14 protein-coding genes and 1 pseudogene are annotated in these 12,531 nt (G+C 67.9%); 4 read left to right on the forward strand and 11 right to left on the reverse strand.

The window, feature by feature from the left end; genetic code table 11:
- Nucleotides 1-21: 21 nt before the first annotated feature.
- From OG417_RS25350 to OG417_RS25375, 6 genes are all read right to left on the reverse strand, one after another.
- Complete coding sequence (locus OG417_RS25350) at nt 22-264, reverse strand: acyl carrier protein (protein ID WP_329260940.1); 243 nt, start codon at nt 262-264, stop codon at nt 22-24.
- Nucleotides 264-1,622, reverse strand: coding sequence for a dihydrolipoamide acetyltransferase family protein (locus tag OG417_RS25355; RefSeq protein WP_329260943.1), 1,359 nt, complete (start codon nt 1,620-1,622; stop codon nt 264-266). The genes OG417_RS25350 and OG417_RS25355 overlap by 1 nt, the downstream gene beginning before the upstream one ends.
- Nucleotides 1,615-2,607 carry an alpha-ketoacid dehydrogenase subunit beta gene (locus OG417_RS25360; RefSeq protein WP_329260946.1) on the reverse strand — a complete coding sequence of 331 codons (993 nt, stop codon included), beginning with the start codon at nt 2,605-2,607 and terminating at the stop codon, nt 1,615-1,617. The genes OG417_RS25355 and OG417_RS25360 overlap by 8 nt, the downstream gene beginning before the upstream one ends.
- The gene (pdhA, locus tag OG417_RS25365) at nt 2,604-3,590 is read right to left on the reverse strand and encodes a pyruvate dehydrogenase (acetyl-transferring) E1 component subunit alpha (protein ID WP_329260949.1); all 987 of its coding nucleotides are present in this window, start codon (nt 3,588-3,590) and stop codon (nt 2,604-2,606) included. The genes OG417_RS25360 and pdhA overlap by 4 nt, the downstream gene beginning before the upstream one ends.
- Complete coding sequence (gene acsA / locus OG417_RS25370) at nt 3,587-5,350, reverse strand: acetate--CoA ligase (RefSeq protein WP_329260952.1); 1,764 nt, start codon at nt 5,348-5,350, stop codon at nt 3,587-3,589. The genes pdhA and acsA overlap by 4 nt, the downstream gene beginning before the upstream one ends.
- A gap of 110 nt (nt 5,351-5,460) precedes the next feature.
- Complete coding sequence (locus tag OG417_RS25375) at nt 5,461-6,024, reverse strand: MBL fold metallo-hydrolase (protein ID WP_329260955.1); 564 nt, start codon at nt 6,022-6,024, stop codon at nt 5,461-5,463.
- Nucleotides 6,025-6,207: 183 nt separating this feature from the next.
- On the opposite strand from OG417_RS25375, the gene OG417_RS25380 reads away from it, so the two are divergent.
- Nucleotides 6,208-6,855, forward strand: a complete 648-nt coding sequence (locus OG417_RS25380; RefSeq protein WP_329249032.1) for a CBS domain-containing protein — start codon at nt 6,208-6,210, stop codon at nt 6,853-6,855.
- 9 nt (nt 6,856-6,864) lie between these two features.
- Here OG417_RS25380 and OG417_RS25385 read toward each other — a convergent pair whose 3' ends face one another.
- The gene (locus tag OG417_RS25385; protein WP_329260959.1) at nt 6,865-7,461 is read right to left on the reverse strand and encodes a CBS domain-containing protein; all 597 of its coding nucleotides are present in this window, start codon (nt 7,459-7,461) and stop codon (nt 6,865-6,867) included.
- Nucleotides 7,462-7,733: 272 nt separating this feature from the next.
- Between OG417_RS25385 and OG417_RS25390 the strand changes: the two genes are divergently transcribed.
- On the forward strand, nt 7,734-8,213 hold the full coding sequence (locus tag OG417_RS25390; protein ID WP_329260962.1) for a CBS domain-containing protein: 480 nt from the start codon (nt 7,734-7,736) through the stop codon (nt 8,211-8,213).
- A 10-nt stretch (nt 8,214-8,223) separates the two neighbouring features.
- Here the strand turns inward: OG417_RS25390 and OG417_RS25395 are convergent, their stop codons facing one another.
- From OG417_RS25395 to fbp, 4 genes are read right to left on the reverse strand one after another with little or no spacing between them, the layout of a single operon-like run.
- Nucleotides 8,224-8,433: a DUF1918 domain-containing protein gene (locus OG417_RS25395; RefSeq protein WP_329260964.1), complete on the reverse strand. Its 210-nt coding sequence runs from the start codon at nt 8,431-8,433 to the stop codon at nt 8,224-8,226.
- 47 nt (nt 8,434-8,480) lie between these two features.
- On the reverse strand, nt 8,481-9,359 hold the full coding sequence (locus OG417_RS25400; protein WP_329260967.1) for a universal stress protein: 879 nt from the start codon (nt 9,357-9,359) through the stop codon (nt 8,481-8,483).
- Nucleotides 9,360-9,385: 26 nt separating this feature from the next.
- Nucleotides 9,386-10,180 (reverse strand): slipin family protein, encoded by a 795-nt coding sequence (locus OG417_RS25405; protein ID WP_329260970.1) that lies wholly within the window; start codon nt 10,178-10,180, stop codon nt 9,386-9,388.
- Nucleotides 10,181-10,227: 47 nt separating this feature from the next.
- Nucleotides 10,228-11,451 carry a fructose-1,6-bisphosphate aldolase/phosphatase gene (fbp, locus tag OG417_RS25410; protein WP_329260974.1) on the reverse strand — a complete coding sequence of 408 codons (1,224 nt, stop codon included), beginning with the start codon at nt 11,449-11,451 and terminating at the stop codon, nt 10,228-10,230.
- 260 nt (nt 11,452-11,711) lie between these two features.
- Here fbp and OG417_RS25415 point away from each other — a divergent pair, with 260 nt between their 5' ends.
- Both OG417_RS25415 and OG417_RS54420 read left to right on the forward strand, forming a co-directional pair.
- Nucleotides 11,712-11,915 carry a DUF6444 domain-containing protein gene (locus tag OG417_RS25415; RefSeq protein ID WP_442875728.1) on the forward strand — a complete coding sequence of 68 codons (204 nt, stop codon included), beginning with the start codon at nt 11,712-11,714 and terminating at the stop codon, nt 11,913-11,915.
- Between the two features lie 35 nt (nt 11,916-11,950).
- Nucleotides 11,951-12,506: pseudogene (locus OG417_RS54420) on the forward strand (IS66 family transposase); the annotation flags it as partial.
- Nucleotides 12,507-12,531: the final 25 nt, after the last annotated feature.

Below are 12,531 nucleotides of genomic sequence, written 5' to 3' on the forward strand. Positions count from 1 at the left end.
GCGGGGGATCGGCGATGGCGCCTACTCGCGGGTGCAGAGAAATTTAGCCGCAGTCTCGATAGTGACCAGTTCTGGGTAGTCGTCCTCGTCGATGCGGCGGCCGGCGCGGTCGCTGAGGGCCTCGACGAAGTTGAGGAAGTCCAGGGAGTCGAGCTCCAGGCGTTCACGCAGGTCATCGTCGGCCTCGAGTTCGTCGAGCGCGGGCCCCGGCGCGATCTCCTGGAGGGTCTTTTTGATCATTTTCCGTGCTTCGTCGGGTGTCATCACAGCTCCTCGGGTCGTTGCAGCAGCCGGGCGACGGCCTGCAGGTAGCGACCGCCGGTGTATCCGTCGGTGGCGCGATGGTCGGCCGCGAGGGTGGCGGTGACCATCGGGCGGACGCCGATGAGCCCGTCGACCGCACAGGGTCGTTCCACGGTGGTGCCGAAGCCGACCAGTGCGACCTGCGGTGGGTAGATCACGCCGTGGACGAACTCGACGCCCTGGTCGCCCAGGTTGGTGACGGTGATGGTGGCGTTGGTCAGCTCCGACCCGCGGAGCCGCCCGGACCGGGTACGGCTCACCAGGTCGCGCAGGGCCGCCATGAGTTCGGTGAGGCTCAGCTGGTCGGCGTCCCGAATGGCCGGTGCCATCAGCCCGCCGCCACGCAGCGAGATCGCCACGCCCAGGTGTACGCCGTCGCCGGGTACGAAGCCCCCGGCGGCCCAGAAACCGTTAAGCCGCGGAAACTCCCGCAGCGCCACGGCGGCCGCCTTGAGCAGTAGCGCGGATGGGATGAGCCGCTCGCGGACCGGTAGGCGCCGGTTGTGCTCGTGCATCCATTCCAGGGCGTACGTCAGGTCGATGGTGTTGCCCAGGTAGTAGTGCGGGATCTCGCGTTTGGATCTGGCCATGGCGCGGGCGATCGCCTGGCGCATGTCGGCCTGCCGCTCCTCCGCGTCGACCGGCTTGGACGGCGGCACGGCGACGACTGGTGCGGGTTCCGGCGGTGCCGCTGGAGTGATCTCGGCGGGCACGGCTTCTGCGGGCCGTTCGGCCGTCCTTCGGACGTCTTCGGCTCGTACGGCGCCGCCGATGCCGGTGCCGCGTACGGTGGCCAAGTCCGTGCCGAGTTCGGCGGCCAGGCGGCGGGCGAGGGGAGAGGCCTTGATGCGTGTGGGGCCGGCGGCGGCGCGCTCGACGTCCTCGCGGGTGATCACACCAGATGGACCGGTGCCCCGGATGCTGCTGAGCGAGACATTGTGCCGGTGGGCGAGGCGTCGCACGAGCGGTGACTCGACGTGCGGAGGCTCGGTTTCCGCTGGAGGGGCGGGGGCTGCGGGCGGGGGTTCGCGGCCGGCGCCGGTGGGTCGTTCGACGGGCCGGCCGGCCGGCGTCGCGGCGGGTTGCTCGGTGCTGATGGTGGCCAGGACGGTGCCGACGGGAACGCGTTGTCCCGGTTCGATGAGAAGCTCACCGACCGTGCCGGTGTCGAAGCATTCGACCTCGACGGTGGACTTGTCGGTCTCAACGACCGCGACGATGTCGCCCTTGGATACGTGGTCACCCGGCCGGACGAGCCACTGTGACACGGTGCCCGCGTCCATATCGGCGCCGAGAGAGGGCATGCGGAACTCAGCCACCGTCGCCCACCGCCCGCCGTACGGCGGCGAGGACGTTCTCCACCTGGGGGATCGCCGCGTCTTCCAGGTGTTTGGCGTACGGGATGGGGACCTCGGCGGTGCAGGCACGCTCGATCGGCGCGTCCAGGTCATAGAAGGCCTGTTCGGCGATCCGGGCGGTGATCTCCGCCGACAGGCTGCCCGAACGCCAGCCCTCGTCGACGAGCACGACGCGATGCGTCCGCCGGACCGAGTCCATGATCGTCTCGTCGTCGAGCGGCCGCAGCGTGCGCAGATCGATGACTTCGGCCTCGATCCCGTCACCGGACAGCTCCTCGGCGGCCATCAGCGCTTTGCCGAGGGTGCCGCCGTAGGTGATGACGCTGACGTGTGAACCGGGACGGCGTACCGCCGCACGAGCGATGTCGACGGCTCCCGCGTCCGCCGCCAGTTCGCCGGAGGTGTTGTAGAGCCCGCCGTGCTCGAAGATCAGTACGGGATCGGGATCCTCCAGCGCGGTCCCCAGCATGCCGCGGGCGTCCTCAAGTGTCGCCGGAGCCACGATCCGCAGGCCCGGAATGTGCGCGTACCAGCCTTCGAGGCTGTGGGAGTGCTGGGCGGCGAGCTGGCGGCCCGCGCCGGTGGTCATGCGGATCACCAGCGGCACCCCGATCTGCCCACCGGACATGTGGAGCAGTGTGGCCGCGTTGTTGAGGATCTGGTCGAGGGCGAGCAGGCTGAAGTTGACCGTCATGATCTCGACGATCGGCCGCATTCCCGCGATGGCCGCGCCGATTCCGGCGCCGACGAAGGCCGATTCCGACAGCGGGGTGTCCCGGATCCGGTCCGGGCCGAACTCCTCGAGCAGGCCGAGGCTCACCGCGAAACATCCGCCGTAGAGTCCGACGTCCTCGCCCATGAGGAAGACACGGTCATCCTGCCGTAGCGCCTCGCGTAGCGCCTCGCGCATGGCCTCCCGATAGGTGGTCTTCACCGGCTCGTTCACGATGGCCCGCCTCCCGGGGAGCCCGGGCTGTAGACGAAGCGGGTCAGGCTCTCGACCGGCTCCAGCTCTCCCGCCTCGGCGAATTCGATCGCATCGGAGATCTCGCCGGCCACCTCCTTGTCGATCACGGTCATCTCGTCGCTGGAGATCTTCTCCTGCCGCACCAGCGCGTCGATCGGGTCGTGACGCTTCCACTCCTCGATCTCCGTCTTGTCCCGGTAGCGGTCGGGGTCGTACATCGAGTGGGCGCGGAACCGGTAGGTGCGCAGCTCCAGGAAGTGGGGGCCGCCTCCTTCACGTACGGCCTCGGCGGCGTGCGAGGCCGCCTCCTCGACGGCGAGGACGTCCATGCCGTCGACGGGCCAGGCAGGCATCTCGTACGTCGAGGCCCGCATCGCGAGGTCGGTCTGCTTGTGTTCGATCCTCAGCGCGGTGCCCATGGCGTACAGGTTGTTCTCGCAGCAGAACAGGACGGGCAGCTCCCACAGCGCGGCCAGGTTGAGGCATTCGTGGAATTCGCCTTCGGCGACCGCGCCGTCGCCGAAGAAGCACGCGGTCACGCGCTGCTCACCGCGCATCCGGTCGGCCAGTGCCAGGCCGATCGCCAGCGGCAGACCGCCGCCGACGATCGCGTTGCCTCCGTAGAAGCGCCGCTCGGTGTCGAACAGGTGCATCGATCCGCCCCGGCCGTGGCTGCAGCCGTTCACCCGGCCGTACATCTCGGCCATGATCGATGAGGCGGGTATGCCGCGGACCAGCGCGTGGCCGTGTTCCCGGTACGTGGAGACCACGTTGTCCCCGGGAGTGAGCGCCTGCAACGCGCCGACCGCCACGGCTTCCTCGCCGATGTACAGGTGGAGGAAACCGCGGATCTTGGCCGCGCTGTACAGCTCCACGCACTTCTCCTCGAAGCGGCGGATGCGCAACATCTGGCGCAACAGTTCCCGGCGATGTTCGGCCAGGGCGTTCTTGGCGCGAGTCATGACGATCTCTCAAGCGTCGACACGTCGCCCTCAGGCAGGCCCAGCTCCCGGGCCTTCAGCAGGCGGCGCATCACCTTGCCGCTACGCGTGTGCGGCAGGTTCTGGTCGAACGTGATCTCCCGGGCCGCCACGGCGCCGAGCCGCCGACGGCCGAACGCGATCAGCTCACGTCGCAGCTCCGGGCTCGGCTCATGGCCCGGTTTGAGCGTGACGAAGGCCTTGACGATCTCCCCTGCCACTGGATCGGGCTTGCCGATGACGCCCGCCTCGGCCACTGCGGGATGTTCCATCAGCGTGCTCTCGACTTCGAACGGGCCGATCAGGTGGCCCGCCGACTTGATCACATCGTCCGCGCGTGCGACGAACCAGAAGTAGCCGTCCTCGTCGATCCTGGCGACGTCGCCGGTGAGGTACCAGCCGCCGGCGAACGTCTTGGCATACCGCTCCTCCTCGTGCAGGTAGCCCCGGAACATCGACGGCCATCCCGGGCGCAGCGCCAGCTCGCCCTCGCCACGATCGATCACTTGGACCCGACCTCGCGTCACGCGAGCCCGGCCGTTCGGGCCGCGTTCGAGCACGGCGGCCTCGATCCCGGGCAGCGGACGGCCCATCGAGCCCGGCCGGATGTCCATTCCCGCGAAGTTGCTGATCATGATCGCGCCGGTCTCGGTCTGCCACCAGTTGTCGTGGACCGGCAGGCCCAGCGCCTCCTGCCCCCAGACGACCGCCTCGGGATTGAGCGGCTCACCGACACTCGCGACGAACCGTAGGGCCGACAGGTCGTAGGCCTTGGCGACCTCCGCGCCGTGCCTCATCAGCATCCGGATCGCGGTGGGTGCGGTGTACCAGACCGTCACCCTGTGCTCGGCCAGCACGCGGTACCAGCGGCGCGCATCGAACTCGCCCGCATCGGTCACCATCGTCAGCCCGCACACGAGCGGCGCGATGACGCCGTAGGACATGCCGGTCACCCAACCTGGATCAGCCGTACACCAGAACACATCGCCCGGATGCAGGTCGAGAGCGAAACGCGCCGTGGCGTGATGCGCCACGACGGCCTCGTGGACGTGCACGGCGGCCTTCGGCCGGCCCGTCGTACCGCTGGTGAAGTGCAACAGCGCCATGTCGTCTGGATCGGTGTCCGGGATGTCGAAGCCGTCGCTGCACGCGGCCAGCGTCGCGTGGAAGGACAGGGCGCCCTCCGGCGCGGTCTCCCCGACGACCAGGACGTGCTTCAGCCCGGGCAGCCGATCCCGGATTGCGGCGATCTTCCGCCGGTACAGTTCCTCGCTCGTCACCAGAACTCTGGCGTCACCGAGCCGGAGCCGCTCACAGATCGGCTCGGGCCCGAACGCCGAGAACAACGGCGCCAGCACACTGAGGTTCTTCAACGTCCCCAGGACCGTCACGTACAGCTCGGGTACGCGGCCGAGCAGGGTGAACACCCGGTCACCGGGACCGATACCCAGGGCACACAAGGCGTTCGCGAATCGATTGGTCAGCCGACGAAGATCCTCATACGTCAGTTCCGTGACACGGTCGTTGTAGCCCACACAGCGCAATGCCACAACGTTTCCGCCCGAGCCCAGCGCATGCCGGTCGACGGCTTCATGGGCGATGTTGAGCCCACGACCGCCCGGCAGCCCGGACAACTCTCCCCGGGCCCGCTCCCAGGAGAACTCCCGCCTGGCCGCCTCATAGTCGGCCAGATTCGGCGGTGATCCCGATGCCCCCTGTTTACGGATCGGCTCGAACTCCACGGCGATGCCTCCGTTTCATCATTCGACATCCACGTTCACCGACGTCGCTTCCGCACGCCAGGGCCGTTCGGCGTCGCCTCAGACACCGAAGGTCCTTGCGGCCGGCCGCGTCAGGGGCGGTAGACGCGGCCCTCGACTCCCCACTCCCCGTACGGGGGTTCCTGGCCCGCGTCGATCGCGCGAATCGCCGGCCGGCCGATGTGCGCGAAGACCAGCCGTCCCACGCCATGCCGGCGCGCCTGGTCCGCGGTCGCCGAGACCGCCGCGTGGCCGCCGACCCCGCGGGCGAACCGGATCGGCCGCCGCCATCCCGCGGCGTCCGCGAACATCAGATCGGCTCCTCGCGCCCACCCCGGGAACTCCCAGAACTCCGGCGCCCACACCACACGCCGCCCGCTCACCTGAATCAGGTAACCGAACGTGGGGTGCGAGGTGTGGACCACCGGCAGCGGCTGGACCACCAGACCACCCGCGCGGAAGTCCTTGATCACAGGCTCCACGTTCAGCCCGCGGCCGTACCGCCGGATCTGCGGCAGCAGCTCCGCGCGGGCATCGCAGACCAGCCAGAGGTCCACCGGCGGGGCGGGCACGCTCGCGCCTCCACCGTCCAGCATGACCCGGTGGCGCTCATGGGTCACCAGGAGCCCGGCAGGCCGATACCGGGGCGAGTTCATCGCCCCGACCCCTATGAGAGTGAGTTCCTCGGCCACGAGACCGATATGCCCCGATCGGGCGGCGCCGGGACCTTCGGCCACGGCCGGGATGCGCTGTCGGTCCTTCCGGACAGGACTTCGGCCTCATGCCCGGCGGCGCGACGGCCGCCTATCGTCCGGTTGAGTGCCTAGGAGGGAACCCATATGAGGCGCCGAACCGTGAAGGACGTGATGACCAAGGCGGTCGTGAGCGCGTACCGAGGCGCGTGCTTCAAGGACATCGTCCAGGTCATGATCAAACGCGGTATCACGGCGATGCCGGTGATCGATGAGGGCCATCGCGTGGCCGGTGTCGTCTCCGAGTCCGATCTGCTCGCCAAGGAGGAACACAAGAACGGCGGGAAGCGGCGCCGGCTCGGCCGACGCCGTGACCGGTCGTGGGCGAAGGCTCAGGCGTTGACCGCCGAAGACCTGATGAGCTCACCGGCGATCACTGTCCATCCCGAGGCGACGATCGTGGAGGCGGCTCGGCTGCTGGACGCCCACCGGATCAAACGCATGCCCGTGACCGACGATCAGAACCGTCTCGTCGGGATCGTCAGCCGCCGCGACCTGCTGAGCGTCTTCACCCGTACCGACGAGGAGATCCGCGACGAGGTCCGGCACGAGGTCTTCGCCCTGGCCGACCCCACACAGGTCTCGGTCTACGTCCGTCACGGCGTGGTCACCCTTGGCGGCACGATGCGGCAAAAAGATCTGATCCCGATCGTCGTACGGCTGGCCGCCGCCACGGATGGGGTCGTCGGCGTGATCGACGAACTGAACCGCGACATGGCGGGCGCCGAGCCATAACCTCCGCCGTCACCGTGGATGCACGACGCGGACGACTCCGGGAACGGTCCGGGCGATGACGTCGGCGATCCGCGCCGACCGCTCATCGGCGTCCCCGGACAGCTCGACGATGCCGTCGTGCACGGCCACACGCGCGGTGATCGTCTCGGCCGACAGGTCCCGAAGAGCCGCGACCACGTCGTCGCGGATCCGTTCGTCGCCGTACGCCAGGATGCCCATCAGATCGCGTCGGCTGACAATGCCGGCCAGCTCAGAGCCGCTCATGACGGGAACGCTCTTCACCCCGGTCGTCATCATCAGCTCGACGAGATCCAGAACATCGTCGTTCTCGCGTACGGTCCGCACGTTCGGCGTCATGACCTCGGCGACGATCGCCGGCGGTGGCGACTCCGGCGCGGCGGCGGGACGGGCATAGGCACGCGGATCGGCCTCGAACTGCCCACGCAGCAGATCCATTTCACTGACGATCCCGACCATCCGATCTTCGTCGTCCAGCACCGGCGCGGCCGTGATGTCACGCTCGTACAGCACGTGGACGGCCTGCTTCACCGTCTGCTCCGCCGGGAGGGTCACCACCGGGGTGGTCATCACCTCACGCACCAGCATGCCGATCACCTCCAGAATCCCATCGCACCGCGCCGCCGCCCTGCCCGGCAGAGGCCAAAGGTCCCGCGGCGACCGATGCGGCACCATCGAGACTCGCCGAAGGCCGACTCGATCGACGATCGGTGCCCTGGGGATGAGGACCAAGGGCCCTGTCAGGGCTCGGACGCGTATGCGTACATTTCATGTACGGCGGAAGGAATGGTCATCGCGATGATCGCTGAGCGGCGGCATCCACTTCGCGGACACGACGTTGACGAACGGTTGGAGGCGGCATGACGACGCTCGAGAAACGCTCGGTAGCCGAAATGATGTCAACCTCGGTGCTTGCTGTCACTCCCGACGAGTCTATCCTCATGGCTTGGGAACTCATGACACAAGGCCATTACCATCATCTCCCTGTGATCGATTCCGACGGGCACTGCGTCGGCATTCTAATGACGGAAACTCTCGCCAGGAACTGGCCGGTCGGTGGCCCGGACCAAGTGCGGCACCCAGTTAAGGATCTGCTGACAGGGGCGCCGCCGCCCGGCGTGAACCCAGACGATCCGATAGCCATCGCGGCCCATAGGATGTTGCATGGGGAGACAGATGTCGTTCCTGTTGTCAACGATGACGGCCGGCTCGTCGGCCTGCTCACCGCCACAGATCTGATCGCCGCTCTTGCCGGCGAAAAGGAACCGTGCCAAAAAACTTCGGCAGTGACACCGTCTTTGTTCCGTCTGGAGCCGGTGCCTCAGCAGCCGGTACCGTGAGCGTATTTAGTTATCCGTTCGGTGCTTGGAGATGCTCTCGGTGTTCGATGCGGGCGGTAGGTCCGGGGAACACCAATGACTCGTGGTCATCATCGAGCCAGCGCACGACATACGGAGGTGTACCGTCCGCATGACGCAGGGCGACGATGAGCCCTGATCGGCGTCGGTCGCCCAGATTGGTGCCCTCGATCACCAGCCAGTCTCCTACCTTGGCCTTCACGTTTCCTCCCCGAATACGGCTGAACAGGCGCTCCTGGGGCGGGCGGGTCATCGGGGCGGCGTTACTGCGACCGGACACGGAGCCGCGAACAGCGCGGCCTGTGTCACCGGTCCCAGACGATTCGCCGGCACCGCGCCGACCCCGCGACTCCCGAGTACGAGCAGGACCGCGCCCCTCGCCATCTCGTTCACCGCCCTCTGCGGCCGTTCGTTCATGAACTCGGTCGTGACCGCGACCTCCGGATAGCGCGTTGTCCAGGGCTGCAGGCATTCCTCGAAGCGTTCCTTGGCCGCGTACCGCATGGTCTCGGTGTCGGTGAACGGCAGGCGATTCGGCCCTGGCAACGCCGAGGTGTCCCACCAGGCGCACAGTGCCGTGACCGAGCCACCGCGCAGTTCGGCCTCGGCGAAGGCGAAGGCCAGGGCTGCCTGGCTCGCGGGGGAGCCGTCCACGCCGACCGTGACCCGTACGCCGTTCTGGCGGGTGGGGGGCAGGGTCGGGCGCACCACGATGACGGGCCGGTCCGTGTGTGCGGGAACCTGCATGGCACCCGATCCGACTTGGAGATCCTCGAAACCGCCGTGCCCCCGTGAGCCCAGGACGACCAGTTCCGCGTCCCGAGCGGCCTCCAGTATCACCGCCGCGGACGTCCCCTTCGCCAGGTGGGTTCGGACCTCCAGCCTTTCGGTGAGCTCGTGGACACGGTCCACGCCGGCTGCCAGGACGGTGGCGCCGACGTTCTCGACCTGATCCAGAATTTCCCGCGCAAGCGGATGGAACGGATAGGGCCAATGCCAGGCGTGGCAGAGCACGAGCGGCAGATCACGCAGCTGCGCCTCCTCGGCCCCCCAGCGCAATGCCTGTTCCGCTCCCGGTGATCCGTCGTATCCGACCACCACCGGACGCCTGCCGTCGAGATCGTCCACCCGTCATCTCCCTTCGGCCGGGGCGCCTACCGGACGGCCGCTGCGGGCCGGCTCGGGGATTCGGCGTCGTGGCCGCGTTCGAGCGGATGATCGATACCTGCCTTGCGGGCTTCCCGCTCGATGAACTGGGACACCGCCCGTACGCTGTCGAGGAACTGGGCCGGGAAGACGATTGTGGAGTTCTTCTCCACGGCGATCTCTCCGAGGATCTGCAGGTTCCGCAGTTGCAGAGCGACGGGATGGTCGGCGATGACGTCTGCGGCTTCGGCGAGCCTGTCCGCGCTGAGCGCTTCGCCTTCCGCCGCGATGATCTTCGCTCTCTTCTCCCGTTCCGCCTCGGCCTGCCGTGCCATCGCCCGTTGCATGGGCGTCGGCAGCTCGATGTCCTTCAGCTCCACGAGCAGCACGTACACGCCCCACTGCCGCGTGATGCGTTCCAGGATGTCCTTGATCGACTCGTTCAGGCTCTCGGTATCGGTCAGCACCTGGTCCAGCAGGGAACGACCGACCACGTTCCGGACGGTGGTCTGCGCGATCTGCCCGACCGCGACCTGGACATTCTCGATCTCCACGATCGACTTCACCGGGTCCACCCGGCGGAAGTAGGCCACTGCCGCGACGCCGATCGAGACGTTGTCCCTGGTGATGATCTGCTGCGACTGGATCGGCATGGTGACCGTGCGCATGCTCACCTTCCGCATCCGGTCCACCAGTGGGATCATGAACCGCAGACCGGGCTCGCGAACGTTCCGCACCTTGCCGAGCCGGAACACAACCCCCCGCTCGTACTGGCGGACGATAGCCACGCCAAGATTGGCCATGGGAACCACCTTTCACACGCCTGAGCGCCGCCGCCGCGCATGCGCCGTCAGCTCTTCGCGGCTCCCGCGGACGCGGGCCGGCCTGCCGTCGCGGGCACGGGCGGGGACGGCAGTGGCGTCCAGCGGTTGGCGATGCGGGCTTGGATCTGCGGCATCGTGGTGTATTCCAGGTCCTCCAGCGGGAGCCGGTGCGGCTCGAAGGGGCCGTGCCTGCGCAGGTAGTCCATGGCGAGGTTAGCCTGGTGGCGGGCCTCGTCGAAGGACGGATCGGCGAACAGGTCACGTGGCCCGACCAGCCGACCGTCATGGATCTGGAAGCCCAGCGCCACGACCCGCGGCGGTCCGTCGAACCGTGCCGGGTGCGCGTGGCCGACAGATACCGGCATGAACGGCGCATGGTGGGAACCGCGCATACTGCCACCCACGGTGAACGGGAACGCGAACGGCTCCAGGACCTCGCCGAGGGCCGGCAGCCCGGACTGGGCCCGTACGATCATCACCGGGTCGTCCTTGCCGACGTACTTGCCGGCGATCAGCGACAGCCGCTGCGTGCTCGTGGCCGCGGCGGTCTCGCCGAGCGTCTTGGAGTGGACGCTGTGCACGACGTACCGGGCCGGCGCGCCGATGTACATCAGCATGTCGTACAGCTCGGCCGGGCAGTCGAAACAGATCCACTTCTCCTCGAACAGGTCATAGACCTCGAAGACGAACCCGGCATGCATCTTCGCGTCGATCACCAACCCCGCGGTGTTGAACGGGTCGGCGAACATCTTGTACAGCGGGTAGTTCCACGCTCCCGGCTCGGTCTTGTCGGCCAGGAAGCACACGACCGGTTCAGAGGGCCGTTCGTCGAACTCCAGTTCCGCATAGCCGGGTCCCATGCCGCGCAGGTTGCCGGAGAACGCGTCCGACAGCAGGTCCTGACCCGCGCCGTACAAGCCGAGCTCACGGGCCACGCCCGTGGTCGTCTGGAACGTATCCCACGCGAAGGAATGGATCAGTTCGCTGTCGACGCCATAACGATGCGTCATGATCAACGAGACGTCGTCGCCGCAGGAGGCGACGTGGCCGTCGATCAACAGCTCGCTCCGTACGGCCCGATCCACCGCGTGGTGGGCTGCCGCCATCATGTCCGGATGAACGGCCGAATGACCGACGAACCCACCGGTGTCCGCCTTGATGATGCTCAACGTGATCATAAAATCACCCACTCTCACTACCACCATCAAGGCCGGCGGAATGCTGGGGGAGAGTCCGTCGTCCATCGACATGAGGACCTTCGACTCCGTAGCCCGCTTGCGGGTGGTGAACTCGCTATCTCGGCGTGCGCATCAAGCTGATCACCAACCACCGGCTCGTCGGCATGATCAGTGGTAACTGGTCAGGTCTCGGAGATCGTTGTTTGTAGTCCGAGTTGCGATGGACGCTCAGGATTCGGTGCGGTGTCGGGGATTGCGATGTCCGGGGCGTAGTGTCCGGTTGTGTCGGATGACCTGCTCCGCCCTCGGCTGAGGTGCTTGCCGCGCTGGTCGTGTCGCTTCGTGCGGAGTTGACCGCTGTTCGTGCGGAGTTGGAGCGGGCGCAGACACGGATCGCGGAGTTGGAGGCGCGGCTGGCCGCGAATTCCGGGAACTCCAGCAAGCCGCCGTCCTCGGACGGGTTGGCCAAGCCCGCGCCGAAGACCCGGTCGCTTCGGGGGAAGACCCACCGAGCCGGGCGGGCAGCCCGGCCATGACGGCAACACACTGCGGCAGGTGGATCGGCCCGACCATGAGGCCGCCCCGCGAACCTGGGCCGTGCGGCGATTGCGGGCGGTCGCTGTCGGGTCGCCCGATCACCGCCGTCGAACGGCGCCAGTCCTTCGACCTGCCACCGGTGAAGATCGAGGTGACCGAGCATCAGCTCATCGAGCGGGAGTGCGAGTGCGGGCACCGCACCCGCGCCACCGCGCCGGCCGGGGTGGACGCCCCGGTCCAGTACGGACCGCGTATCGCCGCGGTCGTCGTCTACCTCTACGTCGGGCAGTTCTTGTCCAAACAGCGCACCGCGCAGGCGCTCGCCGAACTGTTCGGCACCCCACTGTCGGCGGGTGGGCCGGCTGCACCGGGTGCGCCGGGTGCACTGCGCCCGCACCGACAAATACACCCTGGTCGCTGCCACCCCCGACGCGGCACCGCGGGTATCGACGACCTTGGCGTTCGCGGCGGCTTTCACGGCGTCGCGGTGCACGACGCGTGGGCGCCGTACGACACCTACCTCGCCCCTGACCATCAGCTTTGCTGCGCTCACGCTCAGCGGGAACTGCAGGCCGTCACGAACTGCGGCCCGACCGGCGAATGGTGCTGGGCCGG

This window comes from Actinoallomurus sp. NBC_01490, from assembly GCF_036227085.1.
GTDB lineage: Bacteria > Actinomycetota > Actinomycetes > Streptosporangiales > Streptosporangiaceae > Actinoallomurus > Actinoallomurus oryzae.